This is a genomic window from Photorhabdus kayaii (assembly GCF_025384895.1).
Lineage (GTDB): Bacteria > Pseudomonadota > Gammaproteobacteria > Enterobacterales > Enterobacteriaceae > Photorhabdus > Photorhabdus kayaii.
This window is the reverse complement of sequence record NZ_JAJAFZ010000009.1, coordinates 12,388-33,758: the sequence shown is the minus strand read 5'-3', so window position 1 is coordinate 33,758 and position 21,371 is coordinate 12,388. Positions and strand designations below refer to the sequence as shown.

Below are 21,371 nucleotides of genomic sequence, written 5' to 3'. Positions count from 1 at the left end.
TGCTTGAGGATATTAGGTATGGCAAATCAAAGAGACTTAGAAGAACAACGCGAAGAAACGCGGCTTATTATTGAAGAATTACTGGAAGATGGTAGTGATCCAGATGCACTTTATACCATTGAGCATCACTTTTCTGCTGAGGATTTTAGTCTGTTGGAAAAGGCTGCGGTTGAAGCCTTTAAACTGGGTTATGAAGTGACTGATGCGGAAGAATTGGAAGTCGAAGATGGTACTATTCTGATGTGTTGTGATGTTATCAGTGAGTGTGGATTGAATGCAGAACTGATCGATGCCCAGGTTGAACAGTTAGTGAATCTGGCTGAAAAAATTGGCATTAATTATGACGGTTGGGGCACTTACTTCGAAGATCCTGATGAGCAAGATGAAGATGATTTGCCGGAGCTGGGTGAGAGTAGACTTCATTAGTATATACCCTATGGATTTCAAGATGCATCGCGACGGCAAGGGAGCGAATCCCCGGGAGCATAGATAACGATGAGACCGGGGTGAGTGAGTGCAGCCAACAAAGAGGCAACTTGAAAGATGACGGGTATAATCAGTATATTAAGAATCCTGTGTTAGTTCTGGTCGTGATTGATACATATGATTCAAAACAAAATAGTCCTTATCTGCTTTGGCGAATAAGGACCATTGCATTTAAAATAGACTATCTTATCAAACCATGTTCCCTGACTTTTGAAAGAATAGTTCCTCTCCTAATTTGGTTTGCTTCGGTGACTTCCCTTTTTAATTCTTGTCCTAGCTCATTAGAAACCAGATCCTTATGTTTTTCTGCAAGTTCGCTTAATTCTTCTGCGGTGTGAACAATTCCAGTAACTTTCCATGCCAATGACAGACCTTTGAATGCTACTTTTGCTACCGGATGTGGCACAACTGCGGCGGCGGTATCCAGTGTGGCGCCGACCGTTGCACCTAGCGATGCCCCGGTAATTAGCGTATCTGTTGCGACCTCTTTTAAATCATCAGTTGTTTTTTGCAGCTCTTCCAATTTTTCTGGGGTGACGGTAGCGGTAGCCGCACCTGCCTTAAATACCTTTTTTATACCGTCCAAGGTGAGACTAAAATTATTAATTGCGTCGGTGCCGGCGGCTTTTGTTAGCGCGGTTTTGTTGAGTTCACCTACATCGCCAGCCGCGGCAAACTCTCCGGCAGCTGCGACTAAACTTGCTCCTTCTTTTATTGCTTGAGCGCCAGGGACTTGTCCCTGTGCGAGATGTTCTGCGGCTTCTTTGCGTCCCGTTATGTTATGGGCCATCTGCTTAATCGGGTCATAGTTTGCTTTTAAAGCACTCGCTTTTTGAGTGATTTTGCTGACTTGTTGATCACCATAGGATTCAGAAGCAGGAGATGGCATCTGAGGTCTTTCAACTTGTTGATTTTTATGTTTATACAGTTCGTATGCTATACCGCCAACGCCTAATGCACCTGTTGCTACGGTTTTAAATATACGCCCATCTTCATCTATGCCAGTCATTGGATTATTTCTTACCATACGGTACAAATTCAGGCCATCTACTGTTCCAGCCGGGTCAGTGTTTAACCATCTACCGGCCCACGGTTGATAATAACGGTAGCCGTAATAGTACAGTCCCGTTGCATCACGCTCTTTGCCTGAATAACGAATGGTTTTGTAACCGGCTTCAACTTGGTTTCTCGCCGCCCATACTGCGGTGCCGCCATAGGGGTAATACTCTTCCCAACTGATAATTTCTCCATGAATATCCAGTTCTAATTCGCTGCTGTGTGTAAGATTATCGTAGTTATATCTGATTTGATCGTTATTTATACCGGTAGGTTGGCCCTTTTCCCAGTGTAGTACGCGTACTTGTGCTCTTCCTGCTTGCCCGACAGCAATAACTTGCAAGTCTTCAGTGATATTGGCACCGCTTTGTGTGGTGTGTAATTCCAATCCTGGCAGGTAAGTAACTCGTTGTTGTTGCGTGGTATTGGATGTTTGTTGTGCATTTATTTTCAGTAGCCGTATTCCGTCACTGTCATAGCGGTACCACTGGTGTGCGGTGTTACCACTTTGGTTCACTTGTTGTAGCTCTCCTCGTGGAGTCCAGTTTAAGGATTGCCCTGATAACAGACTGGTTTGATGACCACCAGCATCAAAGAATGTATCAACGAGATTGGGATCGTTGGTGAGCGTGCTCAGGACACCACGGTTATTACGGTTTGAGATAGTGATATTTGTGGTGTAGTTATTGTTACTTGCTGGAGCACTATGCCGGATTTGTGTCAGGTTGCCGCTATCGTCGTAAGTATAAGTGCGAGTATAGTTAGTATAGGTGTTGTCATCGATAGGAAGAGGGGTAATTAAAGGAGGAAGCTGGCTTCCTTGCTGACCAATGTTAGCCATTTCGCGGCCGGTTGCTTTGGTGAGTTGGTACAGAGAATCATAGGCATACGCATTTTCCGGTACTATTTTCTGATTACGCCAGAATCGGGTTGCTTCTGCATCATTACGAATATTGATCACATTGCCAACGGGATCATATTCATAACGTAAATCCTGTAGTGGTTTTGTACTATCTTTAATCCGGCGGGTTGTAATGTTAATTAATCGTTGGGTCTCTGGTTCATAGGTATATTCCGTAATAACGCCATTAGCGTGTTCTTCTCGTAATTTTTGTCCGGCTGCTGACCAGGTAATAGACTGCACAATAACTTTTTCGGATTGTCCTTTTAATGTTAACCAGCTACCTTTCAATTGACTTGCTATATCATAGGCTAGCCGCTGTATATTTCCCTTGGCATCGATTTGGGTTAGTAGAGCACCAATAGCATCAGTTTTATTTTGAGTCGTGAATATGTTGTCATTCAGTTTTGTACGCCAACTATTTTCATCATCACCGCGCCAATCAGCTTCCTGATCGTCGGCTATTAATTGACGGGATTGTGATAAGACCGCGCCGGTTAAGGACAAACTTTCCAATTGTACCAGCCCCGCCGTGTCATAATGGCGTATACATTGCCCGGCGAGATTCTGGTTTTTCTCTGCATCTGTATTGTTTGCCCAAATAAAGCGCTCTGTAGTTTTCTCGTTCTTTTGTATTGACTCGGTGACAGCCAGCAAGCGGCCGGGCAAGGTATTACCTTCATAGTGATGGGTCTGACGGGTGCCGATTGCATTGATAGTCAGTACTGGACGGCCTTCGATATCGTTCAAGGTAATGGTTCGGCCAGCATCGATACTTTCTTCACGCAGAGTATTACCAGCGAGACTAAAGATACGAGTGAAGTTTGAGCCACTCTGATTTTTATATCTACGTGGGTCCGTGCTTTTTACTTGAAATCCTTGAGTATTAAATTGATAACGCGTGATCAATTCGTTGCTATTGGTTTCATCAATTTGAGTACGCAGGTATTCCAGCGTACGTATATTCAATCCTCGATTATCTCGTACGCTGACAGATGGAGTATTTCGGTTAATTGCAGAATTGTAACGACTCATATTGCAGTTCCTTAATGTTGTTTTAATCTGTTAGCCGGTTTAATAGTAACGGCCTGAGATTTTACTATGGAATGAGTAAAATCTTTAACAGAATAGCGTGATAATTTTTGAGGTTGACAGTATGAGAATTAATATTCCAATAGATAAGGATAGAATACTAATAGGGAAATAAATTATTGTTATTAAATGATGTTTTTACACCGAAATAAATATTTTAATTATTTAATTGTGATTAAGGTAAATTAATTAATAACTGCATTGAATATATATTTAAAATAATCGTTAACGAGAAGAGATTAATTTCATAATGATTGAAATTTTTTGAATGTAAAAAGAGAGATAATTAATTGATAAATAGATAACCACCTCTTGTAGGAAGAGGCGGTTATTTTCTTATTTAGAAACATCAGTACCGAAATATTGAGTGGAAATGCGTAGATAGGTGCCATCGGCTTTGATATCGGCTAGTGCCTTATCGATAGCGGCTTGTAATTCTGGCTCGCCTTTACGAATTAGCACACCGACTGGATCGCCATTGGGTTCGGACGCGACAACTTTTACCGGTGCATTGGGTTTGTGTTTCCTAAAATCGAGATAGGACAGATTATCGTTGATAGTGGCATCAGCCCTGCCCGTAGCAACTAAATCGATTGCCTGATTAAATCCTTCGGTAGGGACGATTTCCGCACCGAAACGTTTTGCTAACTGGGCGTAATTACTGGTTAAGCTATGACTTGAGGTTTTACCTTTCAGATCGCTAAACGTTTTTATACTGTCATTATTTTGCCGGGTGATAAGTACGGCTTTAGATATGATATACGGTGCGGAAAAGTCATATTTCTTTTTGCGTTCTGGCGTAATAGCGACCTGATTGAGTACCGCGTCATAGCGTTTGGCATCAAGCCCGGCAATAAGCCCATCCCACTTGCCTTCGGTAAACTGGGCTTTGACATTCAGACGTCGTGCGATTTCGCGGCCAATATCAATATCAAATCCAGTTAAGGCTCCTGAAGCATCGTGATAAGTAAATGGTGGATAGGTTCCTTCGGTAGCAATTTTGAATACGCCTGCTGATTTAATGTTATCAAGGCCAGATTCTGCATTAGCAGAATATGCAATACCGAATTGAATGACACCCGCTAATAATGCGGTAAACAACATTTTCATTTTCTTTCTCCAAACTGTTAAGAAATCTATTTGATGGTAAGATCAATGACGGCAAGGTTATTTTAACGGTGGGTTATATCTCCCAATCCGGTAAAGTATTGGTTAAGGTTGAAACGAATTCCACAGTACGTTGTTTAAGGGCGCGAGTGAAAATCGTTTTCGACGTTCCCGATTCGACGATCTCCCCGGATTCTAAAAATATGACGTCGTGGGCAAGATTTGCTGCCAAACGCAGATCATGGGTAGCCATTAACATTGTAGTTCCCTCTTTGGCCAATTGCTTTAATACGGCAACAACTTCCTGTGATAATTCCGGATCAAGTGCGGAAGTTGGCTCGTCGCATAATAACACTTTAGGTGAAGGTGCCAGTGCCCTGGCAATCGCTACGCGCTGTTGCTGACCACCGGATAGTGTGGTTGGAAAGACATCGGCCTTGTGTGACATGTCAACCTTTTCCAGTAGTTCAAGCGCTCGTTGTTTGGCCTGTTCACGTGACCATTTCTGAACCCAGATTAACCCTTCCATGATGTTTTCAATCACGGTGAGGTGAGGGAAAAGCTGAAAGTTTTGAAACACCATGCCGGTTTGTTGGCGGATCCGTTGTATATCCTTGTGAGCAATCCGTCCTTTGCCGGTGAAGGTCATGCTTTCATTGCCGATCTGGAGCTTTCCAGCCTGGGGAGTTTCTAATAAGTTGATGCAGCGTAATAGCGTGCTTTTGCCACTTCCAGACGGGCCAATCAGTGCGGTCAGGCTGCCTTCCTCAATGGTAAGATCGATTTTTTTCAGGACCTTTTGCCCGTCAAAACTTTTTTCAATGCCGGAGAGTTGAATCATCTTTTAATTCCTGTGTGTCACTCTTTTGCGAAAACTTCTTTTCCAGATGGGCTTGTAGTGATGACAATACTGAACTGATTATCAGATAAAGTATTGCCGCCTCAGTATAAAGAATGAGAGGTTGATAAGTCACCGCTGCAATACGTTGTGCAGCAAGGAAAAGCTCCGGTACGGTAATGACTGAGGCTAGTGAAGTATCTTTCACCAGTGAAATAAATGTGTTTGAGAGTGGTGGGATAGCGATTCTTGCGGCTTGAGGTAGAATGATCCGACGCAATGATTGTGTCCAGCTCATGCCGATAGAATAAGCCGCTTCCCACTGCCCTTTTGGTACAGACAATAAAGTGGCGCGAATTATCTCAGAGGTATAGGCGCCAATATTTAACGTGAAACCAATCACTGCCGAGGTAAATGCGCCTAACGTAATGCCAATGCTAGGTAAGGCATAAAAAATAAGAAACAGTTGTACCAGCAACGGTGTGCCGCGGATCAGCCATACATAGAATTTGGCGACAGCAATAAGTGGTTTCGGCCCATAAAGCCGGATGAGCGCAACAATAAAACCCAGTATGATACCGAGAGTAAAGGTAATAAGAGTTAGTGGAATAGTGAAAGTAAAGCCCGCATAAAGCATAGGCCAAAAAGAATCGAGTACTAGATTAAACCAGGAGGGCTCCATATATTTTCCCTATTGTGTGTAATATAACAATATATTTATATGTGATTTTTTTAAATATCATATTGCAAGCTGTCAATTTATATATATAAAATAAAGTTATATCATATGGTTATTTTGGATATATAAAAAAATTTATATAAATTAATATATATAATATTTGTCTAAAATATTTTTTGATTACTCGATTCAACATGGTTGATGATAAAGTTCCCTAGTTAGCGTTTGTATTCAACTTTTAGGGAACTGTCTATCTGAATAAGATAATCTTTCACTTATTTGGGAAGATTATCGCCAAAATATTGAGTCCAGATACGCTGGTAAGTGCCATCGGTTTTGATGTCAGTTATTGCTTTATCAATAGCAACTTTTAGTTCTGACTCGCCCTTGCGGAGCAAAACCGCGGTTTGAGCTGCATTGGGGGTTGCTGCAACAATTTTTACTGGTGCGTTTGGCTTATGCTTCTTATAGTCCAGATAAGATAGGCTATCATTAATAGTGGCATTGGCTCTGCCGGTACTAACCAGTTCGATTTCTTGACTAAATCCATTAGTGCCGATAATTTCTGCGCCATTATCTCTGGCTATTTGGGCGAAGTTGTTGGTTAGAGTATGTGCTGAGGTTTTGCCTTTTAAATCGCTGAATTTTTTTATGTTATTATTATCTTTATTAATGATAAGTACCGCTTGCGATGTGATATAGGGGATGGAGAAGTCATATTTTTTCTTGCGCTCAGGTGTAATTGCAATTTGATTAATTACTGCATCAGAACGTCCGGCATCCAGCCCGGCAATAAGTCCGTCCCATTTTCCTTCAATAAATGTTGGTTTGACATTCAATCGGTGTGCAATTTCACGGCCAATATCGACATCGAAGCCAGTTAAAGTACCCGAGGCATCGCGATAAGTGAATGGTGGATAAGCGCCTTCCGTTGCTATTCTGAGTGTGCCGGTGGATTTAATCTTATCAAGGGTTGTTTCTGCATTAGCTGAATATACGAGACCGAATTGGATAGTGCTTGCCAATAATAGGGTAAGAAGTGTTTTCATTTTTTTTCTCCGGGTAGTTATAAATTAGTGAATTAATTTATTATTACCTTAATAATTCCCGCTGAAATAAATTGTTCATAACAATAAATAATTGAGTATTTAATTGGACTAGAATTACATTATTGGTTTCCTTTTTACTTGTAATAATGTGTTTATATGATTTTACTCTCTGTATAATATGCTAAATATAATGATTTATATATAAAATAAAATTATATCATATTGTCATTTAAGATATGTAAATTTAAAAATGAATAAAATAAATATTCACTTATATTAAGGAGGTAGGTGTTGTTATTTTCAATATTTTTGATGATGTTTATATAGAATGAGTTGAATTTATATTTTATTATTAATTTTATCGTTTACTATTTAAATTAAAAAGCCACTGCAATTCATTGTCAGTGGCTTTGGTGAGAATTTACTTTTTGAAGATATTACAACGCGGCAATTGTTTCTTTCTGAGCCAGCAGCTTCTCTTTGGATGTATTGCAGCTTGCCAGACGTTCACGCTCTTTGGCTACAACGGCTTCGGGCGCACGGCTAACGAAGCCTTCATTTGACAGCTTACTTTCAATGGTGCCAATCTCTTTATCCAGCTTCTCAATCTCTTTATTTAAGCGGCTTAGTTCAGCTTCTTTATCGACTAAGCCAGCCATTGGGATTAATACTTCTGCACCATTAATCAATTTAGTGACAGAAATCGGTGCTTCTTCACCCGTAGACAGAAGAGTCACAGAAGATAAGCGGCCCATTGCCTGAATAAAATTCAGATTTTCTGCTACACGGCGTTGTGCGCCAGCATCGGCATTACGCAGCAGAACTTCCAGTGGCTTACCCGGTGCGATATTCATTTCAGCACGGATATTACGTACTGCAATAATCGCTTCCTTAATCCATTCCAGATCGGTCAGTGCCAGTTCATCAGTTTTTTCTTGAGCAAATTCTGGGAACGGTTGCAGCATAATGGTATCTGCCTCAATTCCCTTCACCATTTTCACTCGCTGCCAGATGGTTTCGGTGATAAATGGAATAATCGGGTGAGCCAAGCGCAGTAATCCTTCCAGAACTTCAATCAGCGTATGACGGGCACCACGAACTTCTGCTTCTGAACCTTTGTTAATTGCCGGTTTAGAGAGCTCCAGATACCAGTCACAGAACTGGTTCCAAGTGAATTCATAAAGAATATTGGCCGCCATATCGAAACGATATGTGTCTAGTGCTTCACGGTAGGCTTTTACTGTCTGGTTAAATTCAGCCAGAATCCAACGATCAGCCAACGATAGCGCCATTTCGCCGCCATGTTGGCCGCAATCCTGACCTTCTGTATTCATCAGAACAAAGCGGCTAGCGTTCCATAATTTGTTGCAGAAATTACGGTAACCTTGCAGGCGTTTCATATCCCAGTTGATATCACGACCTGTTGAGGCCAGCGCTGCTAACGTAAAGCGCAGGGCATCGGTACCATGCGTTTCAATACCTGCCGGGAACTGTTTTTCGGTACGTTTGCGGATTTTTTCAGCCAACTGGGGCTGCATCATATTGCCGGTGCGTTTTTCCAGCAGTTCTTCCAGAGAAATACCGTCAACCATATCCAGTGGGTCAATAACATTTCCTTTGGATTTGGACATCTTCTGACCTTCTTCATCCCGGATAAGACCGGTCATGTAAACAGTCTTAAAGGGAACCTGAGGTTTGCCATTTTCATCTTTGATGAAATGCATGGTCATCATGATCATGCGGGCAATCCAGAAAAAGATGATATCAAAGCCACTCACCAACACATCGGTTGGGTGGAAAGTTTTCAGCGCGTCAGTTTGTTCAGGCCAACCAAGGGTAGAGAAAGTCCATAAACCGGAAGAGAACCAGGTATCCAGTACATCTTCATCTTGGTTTAAAGAGATATCTGAGCCCAGATTATTTTCACGACGCACTTCTTCTTCACTGCGGCCAACATAGACATTACCGTTGGCGTCATACCATGCCGGGATGCGGTGGCCCCACCATAATTGGCGAGAGATACACCAATCCTGAATATCGCGCATCCAGGAGTAATACATATTTTCATATTGCTTAGGCACAAACTGGATATCACCATTTTCAACGGCTTCGATAGCCACTTTCGCCAGAGGCGCAGTACGGACATACCATTGATCAGTCAGCATAGGTTCAATAACCACACCGCCGCGATCGCCATAAGGAACGGTTAGATCATGAGCTTTAATTTCAACCAGCAGGCCCAGTCTTTCGAACTCTGCCACGATAGCTTTACGGGCAGCAAAACGCTCTATGCCTTGATATTCAGCCGGAATATCAGAGCTGTAAGTGTCAGAAATCTCGCCATGAGTATCGAAAACTTCTGCTTTATGGCGGATGTTGCCATCAAGAGTCATGATATTGATCATCGGCAGGGCATGGCGCTTACCGACTTCATAGTCATTGAAGTCATGGGCAGGCGTAATTTTTACGCAACCGGTACCTTTTTCCATATCCGCATGTTCATCACCGATAATAGGAATGCGACGGTTAATTAATGGCAGAATAATTTCTTTGCCGATTAAATCTTTATAGCGCGGATCTTCTGGGTTAACTGCTACGCCGGTATCGCCTAGCATAGTTTCAGGCCGGGTAGTTGCAACGATCAGGTAATCTTTCCCTTCTGCGGTTGTGACACCATCGGCCAATGGATAACGTAGATGCCACATAGAACCCTTAACTTCACGGTTCTCAACTTCCAGATCGGAAATTGCAGTGTGCAATTTCGGGTCCCAGTTAACCAAACGTTTACCGCGATAAATGAGATTTTCTCGATACAAACGGACAAAGGCTTCTTTTACGGCGTTGGATAGACCTTCATCCATAGTGAAACGCTCGCGCTCCCAGTCAACGGAGTTGCCCAGACGACGCATCTGATTGGTAATCGTGCCGCCGGATTCTGCTTTCCACTGCCAAATCTTATCGATAAATGCATCACGGCCATAATCGTGACGGGTTTTGCCTTCTTCTGCTGCGATCTTGCGCTCAACCACCATTTGAGTAGCAATACCTGCGTGGTCAGTACCGGACTGCCATAAAGTATTTTTACCCTGCATTCGTTGATAACGGATCATGGTATCCATAATGGTTTGCTGAAACGCATGGCCCATATGCAGGCTGCCGGTCACGTTTGGTGGCGGGATAACAATACAGAAACTCTCACGGCGGGTATCGCCGTTAGGCTTGAAGTAACCACTTTTCTCCCAATGGTTATAGAGAGGCTGCTCAATTTCTTTAGGATTGTACGTTTTATCGAGAGATGGCTCGGCTTGCGTTTGAATTGCGGGTGTTTTTTCCATTTTATCTTGATACTTAGTATGTTGGCGGCGTTGCCATGGTCAAATTAAAGCCGACGCTGCGATATGATTTATATCGTTCACGCGCCAACTGTTTCAAATTTTCATCTATAGGAACGAAGTCTATCACTTCATGGAAAGCGGTGGCAAAGTCTGCAAATTGCGGCAACAGATTTATTAGGATATCACGGGGAGCATTTCCCCGTTTTTGCGGCCAACATAACTCAACTGGTGCGCCATATCTTGGCCCTTCACCCGCAAGATTATGTGGGACGAACTGATGAGGCTCCCGTTGCCATAAGGCTTCATCTAACTTTTCTGCCTGTTGCTGATTTTCACAGGCAATTAGCACCCGTTTTCCTGCTCGCCATTGGTCAGCCGCAAACTGGCATGCCAGCCATTCGTGCGCTTGCAAATCTGCTTGAGGTGATGGCTGTTCCAGTAAATAAAACGTGGCACTTTTCATAATGTCTCTGTTACGGAGAAAGGGCATTGTCAAATGCCCTTTTAAACTAAGAGAGGAATCAAATCAATCGTCGTTATTGATACCGGTACTTCCTGCCCGATTTAACAGGAATTGTGACAGTAGTGCAACCGGGCGACCTGTTGCGCCTTTTGCTTTACCTGAACGCCAGGCCGTACCCGCGATATCCAGATGTGCCCAGTGATATTTTGTTGCGAAGCGGGACAGGAAACAGGCGGCGGTAATCGCGCCACCCCCACTGCCACCGGTATTCGCCAGATCAGCGAAATTAGAATCGATTTGCTCAAAAAATTCATCGGTCATTGGTAGGCGCCATGCGCGATCACCGGATTGTTCTGAAGCATTGAGTAACTCATGGGCCAGGGGATTATGGTTGGATAGCAATCCACTGTAATGATTACCAAGAGCTGTTATGCAAGCACCGGTCAGTGTAGCGATATCAATGACCAATTCTGGATCAAAACGTTCAACGTAAGTTAACGCATCGCACAGAACCAGACGGCCTTCGGCATCGGTATTGAGCACTTCGACAGTCTGACCAGATAGGGTGGTTAAAATATCTCCAGGCCGGTAAGCGCGCCCTCCTGGCATATTCTCACAGCCTGCTATGACACCGATGACATTGAGCGGTAATTGTAGCTCAGAAACCACACGCATCACGCCATAAACTGTTGCAGCCCCACACATATCGTATTTCATCTCATCCATGCCACCCGCAGATTTGATTGAAATACCGCCTGAGTCAAAAGTCAGCCCCTTTCCAACCAAGATGATGGGTTTGGCATTTTTATCAGGACTGCCTTTATATTCCATGACTGACATCAGAGATTCATTCTGAGAACCCTGACCGACAGCCAGGTAGGCATTCATGCCTAGCTCTTTCATCTGCTCTTCACCAATCACTTTTGTTGTAATATGGCTATTGGCCGAATCTGCGAGCTGGCGTGCCTGAGAAGCCAGATAAGCGGCATTACAGATATTGGGTGGCATATTACCAAGATCTTTGGCCGCTTTGATACCGGCAGCAATAGCAAGGCCGTGTTGGATGGCACGTTCACCACTGGTTAGCTCCCGACGGGTCGGAACATTGAAAACCATTTTACGCAGTGGGCGGCGCAACTCATTTTTATTACTTTTTAGCTGGTTGAAAACATAGAGAGATTCTTTTGCTGTTTCTACCGCTTGGCGCACTTTCCAATAATTATTGCGGCCTTTGACATGCAATTCTGTTAAGAAGCAAACAGCTTCCATTGACCCCGTTTCATTGAGAGTATTGATAGTTTTCTGAATAATCTGTTTATACTGGCGTTCATCCAATTCGCGCTCTTTACCACAGCCGATAAGCAGAATACGTTCAGATAACACATTGGGAACATGATGCAGCAACAGTGATTGACCAACTTTGCCTTCTAGTTCACCGCGGCGCAGCAATGCACTGATGTAACCGTCACTTATTTTATCAAGTTGTTCAGCGATAGAGGAAAGGCGGCGAGGTTCGAAAACGCCGACAATGATACATGCACTACGTTGTTTTTCCGGGCTACCGCTTTTTACACTAAACTCCATGCGTTCTCCTGAATCTTAAAGACAAAGACGGATGCTATCGCTAAAATATAGCGTTTCGCATTAATCTACCCCATAGAAAATTAACTATTTATGTTAAGCTAAACGCACTGTTTGTTATTATTTAGCTAACTATATAAGTATGTTCTGACTGGGAACCTAAATATGGAATGCTTCGATATCATTTTAGCAGTGAGGAAGCCAAACTGATGCACATAATAAATGGTATATATACAATGAAGTTAGCGATTTTCCTGCAAAAAGACAAGTTTTCACAGGCGTAATAAGCGTGATCATCATTAGATATCTGGTACGGGAAACCCTGAAAAGCCAAGTTGCGATACTCTTTATCCTTTTACTGATCTTTTTCTGTCAGAGATTAGTTGAAATTTTGGGTGCCGCAGTGGAAGGAAACGTCCCGGCAAATTTAGTTTTATCCTTGTTAGGATTAGGTGTGCCTGAAATGGCGCAGTTGATTTTGCCCCTGAGTCTGTTTCTTGGGGTATTGATGACTTTCAGTAAACTCTATACTGAAAGTGAAATTACTGTTATGCATGCGTGTGGTTTGGGCAAGCGTGTGCTGGTGGTTTCGGCGCTTATTCTGGCGTTGTTAACTTCCGCGCTAGCGGCAGTGAATGTCATTTGGGTCATGCCGTGGTCCTCGAAATATCAAGAACAGGTGGTGGCTGATGCTAAAGCTAACCCAAGCTTGGCAGCGATCATGGAAGGGAGGTTCAAACCTTCCGAGGATGGTAATCTGGTGCTCTATATTGGCAACGTGCACGGCAATAAATTTGAAAACGTATTCCTTGCCCAACTTCGCCCCGTTGATAACCAGCGTCCTTCCGTGGTGATCTCTAATGGCGGGCATATGGTGGAGCGACCTGATGGCAAACAGGTGGTCGTCCTTAATTATGGTACGCGTTACGAAGGCACTGCAATGCTGCGTGATTTTAGGATCACTGAGTTCCGTGATTATCAAGCGATTATCGGGCATCAGACTTCAATCGTAGATAATAATAAAGTTGAACAGAAGTCTATTATCCAGTTATGGCAGGATAATGATAAGGACTCCCGCGCTGAGTTCCATTGGCGTTTGACTTTGGTGCTCTCGGTACTAATTATGGCTATGATGGTAGTACCGTTAAGTGTGGTGAACCCACGTCAAGGGCGAGTGTTAAGCATGTTGCCCGCAATGTTGCTTTATCTGATTTTCTTCTTATTGCAAAGCTCTCTGCGTTCTAACGGTAGTAAAGGCAAATTGGACCCGATGATTTGGATGTGGCTGACTAATGGGACTTATCTGATGTTGGCGCTGGTTCTCAATATTTGGGATACGTTGCCGGTGCGTAGGGTCCGGGCTCGTTTCAACGGCAGAGGAGTAGCCTGATGTTTGGTGTATTGGATCGTTATATCGGTCGGACTATTCTACAGACTATTCTGATGACGCTGTTTATGCTGGTATCACTCTCCGGTATTATTAAGTTTGTTGAGCAGTTAAGAAAAGTGGGACAGGGGGAATATACTACTATTTCTGCTGGTCTTTATGTTTTGTTAAGTGTGCCGAAAGATATTCAGATATTCTTCCCGATGGCAGCTTTGCTTGGCGCCTTACTGGGGCTTGGTACGCTGGCAACCCGTAGTGAGTTGGTGGTTATGCAAGCTTCTGGATTTACCCGTATGCAGATTGCTGGCTCAGTGATGAAAACGGCTATTCCGTTGGTGATCCTGACTATGGTTATCGGAGAGTGGGTTGCGCCACAAGGTGAACAGATGGCGCGTAATTACCGGGCTCAGAAGATGCTTGGTGGTTCTCTGGTTTCAACAAATAAAGGTATGTGGACGATAGATGGGGACGATTTTATCTACATCCAGCGGATTGTGAGTGATACCGAGATTAAAGGCGTCAACATCTATCATTTTAGTGATGATAAAAAACTACTCTCTGTAAAGTATGCAGCCAGTGCGGTTTATGATAAGGATAACGACCTGTGGAAGCTTTCTCAGGTGGAAGAATCTGATCTGACAGACAGCAAAAAAATCACCGGATCACAACGTATTTCTGCTGACTGGAAAATTCTCCTGACGCCAGAACAGTTGAATGTGGTAGCACTTGAGCCTGAAGCGCTTTCCATCAGTGGCTTATATCAGTACATCAAGTACCTTAAGCAGAGTGAACAGGAATCAGGCCGTTATCAACTGAATATGTGGAAAAAAATATTTGCGCCGCTTTCAGTTGCAGTAATGATGTTGATGGCACTCTCTTTTATCTTCGGACCACTGCGTAGTGTGCCGATGGGAGTGAGGATGGTGACAGGGATTAGCTTTGGCTTCCTATTTTATGTACTTAATGAGATCTTTGGTCCACTGAGCTTGGTGTACAGCGTGCCAGCGGTTTTGGCGGCACTGTTACCAAGCCTATTGTTCCTTACTGTGAGTATTTATTTACTCCTTAAGAGACAGTAGTTTTTAGAAATCGAGGAACTATATCCTATGGATTTCAAGATGCATCGCGACGGCAAGGGAGTGAATCCCCGGGAGCATAGATAACGATGTGACCGGGGTGAGCGAGAGCAGCCAACACAGAGGCAACTTGAAAGATGACGGGTATATAGGGATAGGGTTTTTGGCTAAGAAACCCTATCCTGAGCATCTCGATTTTAAGATGTAAAAGGCTCAAGCTTGATGGTGATTCCTCGACAATGCAGTTACCAGTTGATTAACCCCCGTTGTTACGCTACTGAACTGGCTACGTTGTTTACGAGTGATCACCACAAACACTCCGATATTTTGTTCAGGGATCATTGCCATATACGTATTGAACCCACCGCCGCCGCCGGTTTTCTGATAAATACCCGGTATATCACCACGGCCGTTCATATAAACCCAACCAAGGCCAACGCCATCGGCCTGACCGGCAACATCCATCCCTTTAATTGAAGCTAGAGCGGAACGCTTAAAATAAATACCTTGTTCACGGCTTGCGGTCTGTTTACGTAACTGACTGTCTGATGATAAAAACTGCTGCATCCAACGCTGCATATCTTTTGGCGTTGAATAAATTCCCCCACTGCCTGCCGCAGCAATCGCATTAAGGCATGGACTTGGCTTATAACTTTCCATCAAACGAGCACACTGAGAACGGCTTGGCGTCAGTGTGGTGTCTTTCATGTAATAAGGGCCGGTGATCTTATCGTGTAACAAACGGGTATATGGCTTACCCGTAGCCTTAGAGAGTGCATCTGCCAATAAATCGTAAGCCAAATTGGAATAAGATGCTGTTGTGCCTGGTACGGAATCTAATTGAGCTGTTTTTAACCAAGCCCAGCGATTGGTTTGTGTAGGCCAGACAAAAACAGGGCGCCCCCATTTACCTCCCGGCTGCTCACGAGGTAAGCCACTGGTATGGCTTGCCAGGTGGAACAACCGGATAGGTTGAAGAGGGCTGTATTGGGGTACTTTCACGCCATAATAGCTATAGTCCTGCAATGGATCGGTGGAACGCAGAACCTCATCCTCTTCGAGCTTGATCATAACCTCACTGGTCATCAGCTTAGTCAGTGAGGCAATACGGATGATTGAATCGGGCTTTGGACGGATGCCGTTTCCCGGACGAGTTTCACCGAAACTGCGGTAAACCGTCTGATTATTATCAATCACCACCATCGCCATGCCTTGCGCATTGCTGCTGTTGAAAATATCCTGTGCATACTGATCAACCAACTGTGAAGCCAGCTTTTTAGTTCTCGCATTTCCTTCGAACACTTCCCATTTCAATGGTTGTTTCTTGGGTTGCAGAAACTTTGCCGAATATATTTTGTTTGAAGAAGAGCAGGCTGTAAGAGCCAACGCTATCGCAGAAACAGAGAAGATCTTAAAAAACTGTTTATTCATTTTGAATTGACCAATCAGGCATATTTCCAGTGAATTCACAAACAGGATAAAGATAGCAAAAGCGGCTATTTATTCTTTTTAAACAATGCCATCAACGCACCAATGACAATGCCTAAAAAGATCCCGGCGCCAATCCAGCTAATAATCGTCATAACCATTTACCTCATAGCGAATTATCATGCTGAGATTATATAAGGTGATTATAGGTTGTCTATCAGCGTCAGGTGGTTCAGCTAACTATGGTCGCAAAAAACGTCTCAAGAGGAGTTGTTTTTGCTCTGGTATTGTAGAGAAGGTGCTATTTCAGGTGGAAAAGATATTGCTAGGTGTACTTATTTAGGGTTTTGATGTTCAGTAATTGAACGCGCATGTGTGTTGAAAGATGGGTTTGATCTTTTTTTCAACACTTAAACCAAAGTTAGAAGGATAACAGTTGCTAACAGATCGCTGACAGGTATAATAGCCCTCGTTTTCCGCATACTACTTCAGTGCCGAAGTGGCGAAATCGGTAGACGCAGTTGATTCAAAATCAACCGCCTTCGGGTGTGCCGGTTCGAGTCCGGCCTTCGGCACCATGACTATGTTCACAGCAGTTCACCAAAGTCCACTTATCCAAGAAAACTCCTTATAAATCAAATAAAATAGTCTATCAAGGTCTATTATCGTCCGTTGCAATCCACATATCTGTGGGGGCATAATTGGGGGCATCTTCCGATTCGATTAATAATGTGCCCCCAACATGAAACTCAATGCCAGGCAAATAGAGGCAGCAAAGCCAAAAGATAAAGCCTATAAACTCGCTGATGGTGGCGGGTTGTATCTGGAAATTACTCCGAGAGGTTCAAAATACTGGCGTATGAAATACCGCCGACCTACTGATAAAAAAGAAGACAGGTTAGCATTTGGGGTTTACCCGGTAATTTCTCTTGCTGATGCCAGAGCTAAACGTGATGAGGCTAAAAAACTGATAGCTAGTGGTATAGATCCCAAAGCAACACAGAAAAAGACACAAGCTGAGGCATCAGGCGAATTCAATTTTGAAACTATTGCTAGGAAATGGCACTCCAGTAATAAGCGGTGGGGTGACTATAACCGGGCGCGTGTACTGCGCAGCCTTGAACAATACATCTTTCCTCATATTGGTAAAATTGATATCCGTCAGTTAAAGACTAGCCATCTATTAGTACCTATCCGAATGGTGGATGATGCAGGAAAGCATGATGTAGCTCAACGGCTCCAACAGCGGGTAACTGCTATCATGCGCTATGCTGTACAAAATGACATTATCGACAGTAATCCGGCTATAGATATGGCCGGGGCGCTGACCATGCCTAAAACTAAACATTATCCTGCATTGCCATCCAATTGCTTTCCTGAATTATTGGAACGTATAAGTCATTACCGTGGCAGGAAAATTACACGTTTAGCGGTGGTACTGACTTTACTCACTTTTGTGCGTTCTAGTGAGTTACGTTTTGCACGATGGGATGAAATTGACTTTAATAGTTCAGTGTGGGAGATACCTGGTCAACGAAATCCAATCGAAGGAGTTCGTTATTCTTACCGTGGCATGAAAATGAAATCAGCCCATATTGTGCCGTTGAGTAATCAGGCAATAGATATCTTACAGCAACTTAAAGAGCTTAGTGGGGACAATGAACGGCTTTTTCCCGGCGACCATGATCCTAATAAAGTTATGAGTGAAAATACGGTAAATAATGCATTACGAGTGATGGGATATGATACAAAAACGGAAGTATGCGGGCATGGTTTCAGAGCGATGGCTTGTAGCGCTTTAGTTGAATCAGGGCTATGGTCAAAAGATGCAGTTGAAAGACAAATGAGCCACACAGAGCGTAATGGTGTCCGAGCTGCTTATATCCATACATCTGAACATTTGGAGGAACGGCGATTAATGATACAATGGTGGGCGGATTATTTGGATCAATGTAAAAAAGAATTTATTGCTCCTTACGTTTTCTCAAAGAAAAATAGTAAATAGTCATATAAAAACACATTAATTCACTGTGTAAGAAAGCCCACTTTGAATAGTGGGCAATAGATGTCTTGAGTTAATAATGTTTTTTTAAGAATTATAAAGTCTCTCTGGTATGGATATTTTAATGCCGTTATTTTCATAACGGGAAGGCCAGATAATTTCAGGCGGAACTCCTAACGCATCAGAAATAATTCTTTCTCCTTTAGGCCAGTGGCGTGTCAGTGCATTTGCTAGTGTGGATGAAGCCAGTCCAACGCTCCTTGATAAAGCGGCTAATGTTATTCCTTTCTTTTTCAGTCCGGCAATAATATCGGCTGGATGCCAATCCTGTTGAATCATATTTTATATTTTCCTGAGTGGTGACATAAAATAATTATCCTTTCATGGACTCTATCTGTAAATAGTTAAAGTTAAAAAATACCATTATTTTATTATTTCCCCCGTTTAAATAAAACTCCCCCATTGATTACCCATTTTATTTTTCTTTAAATAAAGAGAAGATGATTTTCTTATTATAAAATAATGTGAGTACTCTATTGGACGTTAATAAATGGGATGGTGTTAAGCATACATTATGAATGAATTAAATAGCTCTATACCGACAGAAGGAAAATACCTACTCTTCCCCCATTTTGTCCCCCACGATATATGGATTTTTATTGCCCCCACATTGATATTATTAAAATCGCTTAAAGCCAGACAGAATAAGGGTTTCACGTGCTTCCCCCATTTAGGTGAGCTTAATAAGTGGTAAGTGGGGAGCATTGCTGGATTTTTGACAATATCCCCCACATTTACCATTTATTCCCCCATATTAGAGTGGCGTTGATTAATGCGGATATCTTCACCCAACACGGTCAATAATCCATCATTTTCCAGTTTGTCCAGCTAGCGGCTGAATTTCTTTGATACATCAATGCTTTTCGCTCGTAAGTCATCCCGCACCTGTGATTTTGTGCAGGAATCGCTTTGGGCTGTTCGGTTACGAATAGATTCCCATAGTGCCAGATGATTGCCTGACAGACGCCGGACATGGGCCAGTGCCATATCACCAGCTGCGGCATCCTGCGGTTGTCTGGGCTGATCTGACAACACCAGAGAGGTAATCTCTTCGCCGTCTTCATCAATACAAATGCTGACCGGATGCAAGTCATAAGCGACTTGTGGCGGTTCATCAGCATCTTTCATTTTGGTACAGCTTAATATCAGCGCTTCTTTATCATTTTCACGGCGGATATTAAACTCCGCATCCAGTGCTGCCCGAAAGGCGCTGGAGCCTCTTGCGCCTTTATCTTGGTCTTTGCCGGAATGGTGCACAACAAGCACGGTGGCATTTGTTTTGGCTTTGATATAGTCGCAACCCTGAATAAATGCGCCCATATCTTTAGCGGTGTTTTCGTCCGAGCCGCCAAAACAGCGGGCGAGGGTGTCCAGTACAATCAGACGGACAAGCAATCCGGTTTCCTGTTCGACATCTTTCGCTGCACAAATCACTTGCTCAGCACTTTCCTGACTAGCAGGAAACACCGGGCAGTCTATACGGTAAAGGGCATCTATCGGGCTGTTATCGTTCAGGCTGCTTTCCCATGCCCGGATACGACGCGGAACTCCCAGACCACCTTCACCGACCACATAAACCACCGCTCCCCGATTGACGCGTTTACCTGCCCATGCTCTACCCGTGGCGATATGACATGCCCAGGACACCGCCAAAAAAGATTTATAAGAACCACTGGGGCCGTAAATACTGGCTAAGGCGTTACTGGGCAAATGACCTTTGATCAGATAATCCTGATGAGTATCAAAGCCCTCAGAACCTCTGCGTAAAGGTAATGATGTGCTGTAGGTCGTGGGGAGACGAGTCACAGAAAGGGAACCGGTGATTTTACCGGTCTGGTGATAAAAGGCTGCTCGGGTTGCTTCATCACCATATTGCTTACGGTAATCATCCCAGTCAGCTTGATAGTCTGTTGGTGGCAGTGCAACCTTTCCCTGTATTGCATTCGCGGCCTGTTCTGCCTTAATTTTTCCTGTGTTTTTTTCATCTGCATCAACATCATTATCCCCTGCGATAATAAAAACACCTTGCGGATGTTGCGCTTTAAGCGCTTTTGCTACATTGAGCAGGTTATTAGCGGAAATGGCGGCATAGATTGTACTGTTTCGGCTAATAACGGCCAGTGATAAACCAGTGGCATAACCTTCTGTGATGATAATGTCATCATAAGAATCGGGTTCATGGACAACAGCAAAAGCCCCTTTTAACTGACTGCCGGGTAATAATCGCTTGCTGCCGTCAGGGTGAATCAATTGGGCACCGCAATATCCTCCTGCAATATTAACTAGTGGTAACACCAGTGTATTTTCTGGAAAAATCACATTGCCTGTTTTTTGACAGTAAGCCGGTGGGAACAAAAAAACACGTTCAGCTAAACTCTTGCGAATTAAATAAGGGCTCGCGCCCTTAATACACTGATTTAATAACGAATTGACCCGTTCAGCAATCGGCACTTGAATAACAGAGGCTTTTTTCTGGCTGGCGCCGTTGACGGGAGTTCTGACAACTCAGATATCCACCTTGCCGCCTCAATTAATTGACAACCTTTAAATTTTGCCAATAAATCCAGTCCATCTCCATGACCGCATTTAGCCCGATTACAAATCCATGTACCATTACCGTTTTTATCATCAAATCGGAACCGGTCTTTCCCACCGCACATGGGACAAGGCCCATGACGATTATTGGCGGGCACAACAATGCCTGCCTGAGACAGGATCGCGGGCCAGCGGTGGCAGGATTGCCGGACAATATCAGAAATGAAGGAGGGCATGGCTTTCCTCCTCTGTGGTTTCTCCAACCAGCATTTTACTGAGCAGTTCAATACGTTCCC

At 43.5% G+C, this 21,371-nt stretch carries 15 protein-coding genes, 1 tRNA gene and 2 pseudogenes; 5 read left to right on the top strand and 13 right to left on the bottom strand.

All coding sequences use genetic code 11. From position 1 onward, the window contains the following. Positions 1–18 precede the first annotated feature (18 nt). Positions 19–426: a ribonuclease E inhibitor RraB gene (rraB, locus tag LGZ98_RS05420; RefSeq protein ID WP_262977803.1), complete on the top strand. Its 408-nt coding sequence runs from the start codon at positions 19–21 to the stop codon at positions 424–426. Between the two features lie 241 nt (positions 427–667). Here the strand turns inward: rraB and LGZ98_RS05415 are convergent, their stop codons facing one another. The 8 genes from LGZ98_RS05415 to pepA all read right to left on the bottom strand — a co-directional run bounded on the left by LGZ98_RS05415 (position 668) and on the right by pepA (position 12,590). Beyond that, positions 668–3,478, bottom strand: coding sequence for an RHS repeat-associated core domain-containing protein (locus tag LGZ98_RS05415; RefSeq protein ID WP_262977802.1), 2,811 nt, complete (start codon positions 3,476–3,478; stop codon positions 668–670). A 393-nt stretch (positions 3,479–3,871) separates the two neighbouring features. Next, positions 3,872–4,645: an amino acid ABC transporter substrate-binding protein gene (locus LGZ98_RS05410; RefSeq protein WP_113041601.1), complete on the bottom strand. Its 774-nt coding sequence runs from the start codon at positions 4,643–4,645 to the stop codon at positions 3,872–3,874. Between the two features lie 73 nt (positions 4,646–4,718). Further along, positions 4,719–5,483 (bottom strand): amino acid ABC transporter ATP-binding protein, encoded by a 765-nt coding sequence (locus tag LGZ98_RS05405; RefSeq protein ID WP_228903167.1) that lies wholly within the window; start codon positions 5,481–5,483, stop codon positions 4,719–4,721. After that, positions 5,461–6,162 (bottom strand): amino acid ABC transporter permease, encoded by a 702-nt coding sequence (locus LGZ98_RS05400; protein ID WP_113041599.1) that lies wholly within the window; start codon positions 6,160–6,162, stop codon positions 5,461–5,463. The genes LGZ98_RS05405 and LGZ98_RS05400 overlap by 23 nt, the downstream gene beginning before the upstream one ends. Before the next feature lie 272 nt (positions 6,163–6,434). Further along, the gene (locus LGZ98_RS05395; protein WP_228903260.1) at positions 6,435–7,208 is read right to left on the bottom strand and encodes an amino acid ABC transporter substrate-binding protein; all 774 of its coding nucleotides are present in this window, start codon (positions 7,206–7,208) and stop codon (positions 6,435–6,437) included. Positions 7,209–7,645: 437 nt separating this feature from the next. Beyond that, on the bottom strand, positions 7,646–10,543 hold the full coding sequence (locus tag LGZ98_RS05390) for a valine--tRNA ligase (RefSeq protein WP_262977801.1): 2,898 nt from the start codon (positions 10,541–10,543) through the stop codon (positions 7,646–7,648). 13 nt (positions 10,544–10,556) lie between these two features. Further along, positions 10,557–11,006, bottom strand: coding sequence for a DNA polymerase III subunit chi (locus LGZ98_RS05385; protein WP_011148563.1), 450 nt, complete (start codon positions 11,004–11,006; stop codon positions 10,557–10,559). A 63-nt stretch (positions 11,007–11,069) separates the two neighbouring features. Continuing rightward, entirely contained in the window at positions 11,070–12,590 is a 1,521-nt protein-coding gene (gene pepA, locus LGZ98_RS05380; protein WP_113041596.1) for a leucyl aminopeptidase, read from the bottom strand. 286 nt (positions 12,591–12,876) lie between these two features. On the opposite strand from pepA, the gene lptF reads away from it, so the two are divergent. Together lptF and lptG are read left to right on the top strand one after the other, a co-directional pair. Then, the gene (lptF, locus tag LGZ98_RS05375; protein ID WP_113041595.1) at positions 12,877–13,977 is read left to right on the top strand and encodes an LPS export ABC transporter permease LptF; all 1,101 of its coding nucleotides are present in this window, start codon (positions 12,877–12,879) and stop codon (positions 13,975–13,977) included. Next, positions 13,977–15,053: an LPS export ABC transporter permease LptG gene (gene lptG / locus LGZ98_RS05370; protein WP_113041594.1), complete on the top strand. Its 1,077-nt coding sequence runs from the start codon at positions 13,977–13,979 to the stop codon at positions 15,051–15,053. Before lptF ends, lptG begins: the two co-directional genes overlap by 1 nt. 210 nt (positions 15,054–15,263) lie before the next feature. Here the strand turns inward: lptG and ampH are convergent, their stop codons facing one another. Beyond that, positions 15,264–16,481, bottom strand: a complete 1,218-nt coding sequence (gene ampH / locus LGZ98_RS05365; RefSeq protein WP_113041691.1) for a D-alanyl-D-alanine-carboxypeptidase/endopeptidase AmpH — start codon at positions 16,479–16,481, stop codon at positions 15,264–15,266. A 490-nt stretch (positions 16,482–16,971) separates the two neighbouring features. On the opposite strand from ampH, the gene LGZ98_RS05360 reads away from it, so the two are divergent. Beyond that, positions 16,972–17,056: transfer RNA gene (locus tag LGZ98_RS05360), tRNA-Leu, on the top strand. A gap of 164 nt (positions 17,057–17,220) precedes the next feature. Beyond that, complete coding sequence (locus LGZ98_RS05355) at positions 17,221–18,483, top strand: tyrosine-type recombinase/integrase (protein ID WP_113041592.1); 1,263 nt, start codon at positions 17,221–17,223, stop codon at positions 18,481–18,483. Between the two features lie 84 nt (positions 18,484–18,567). On the opposite strand, the gene LGZ98_RS05350 is transcribed toward LGZ98_RS05355, so the two are convergent. The 4 genes and pseudogenes from LGZ98_RS05350 to LGZ98_RS05335 all read right to left on the bottom strand — a co-directional run bounded on the left by LGZ98_RS05350 (position 18,568) and on the right by LGZ98_RS05335 (position 21,311). Further along, positions 18,568–18,819, bottom strand: coding sequence for a helix-turn-helix domain-containing protein (locus LGZ98_RS05350; RefSeq protein ID WP_046974925.1), 252 nt, complete (start codon positions 18,817–18,819; stop codon positions 18,568–18,570). A gap of 552 nt (positions 18,820–19,371) precedes the next feature. Beyond that, a pseudogene (locus LGZ98_RS05345) lies at positions 19,372–20,364 on the bottom strand (helicase RepA family protein); the annotation flags it as partial. 99 nt (positions 20,365–20,463) lie between these two features. Beyond that, a pseudogene (locus LGZ98_RS05340) lies at positions 20,464–20,835 on the bottom strand (toprim domain-containing protein); the annotation flags it as partial. Positions 20,836–20,957: 122 nt separating this feature from the next. Next, positions 20,958–21,311 carry a primase-helicase zinc-binding domain-containing protein gene (locus LGZ98_RS05335; protein WP_262977800.1) on the bottom strand — a complete coding sequence of 118 codons (354 nt, stop codon included), beginning with the start codon at positions 21,309–21,311 and terminating at the stop codon, positions 20,958–20,960. Between the last annotated feature and the right edge of the window lie 60 nt (positions 21,312–21,371).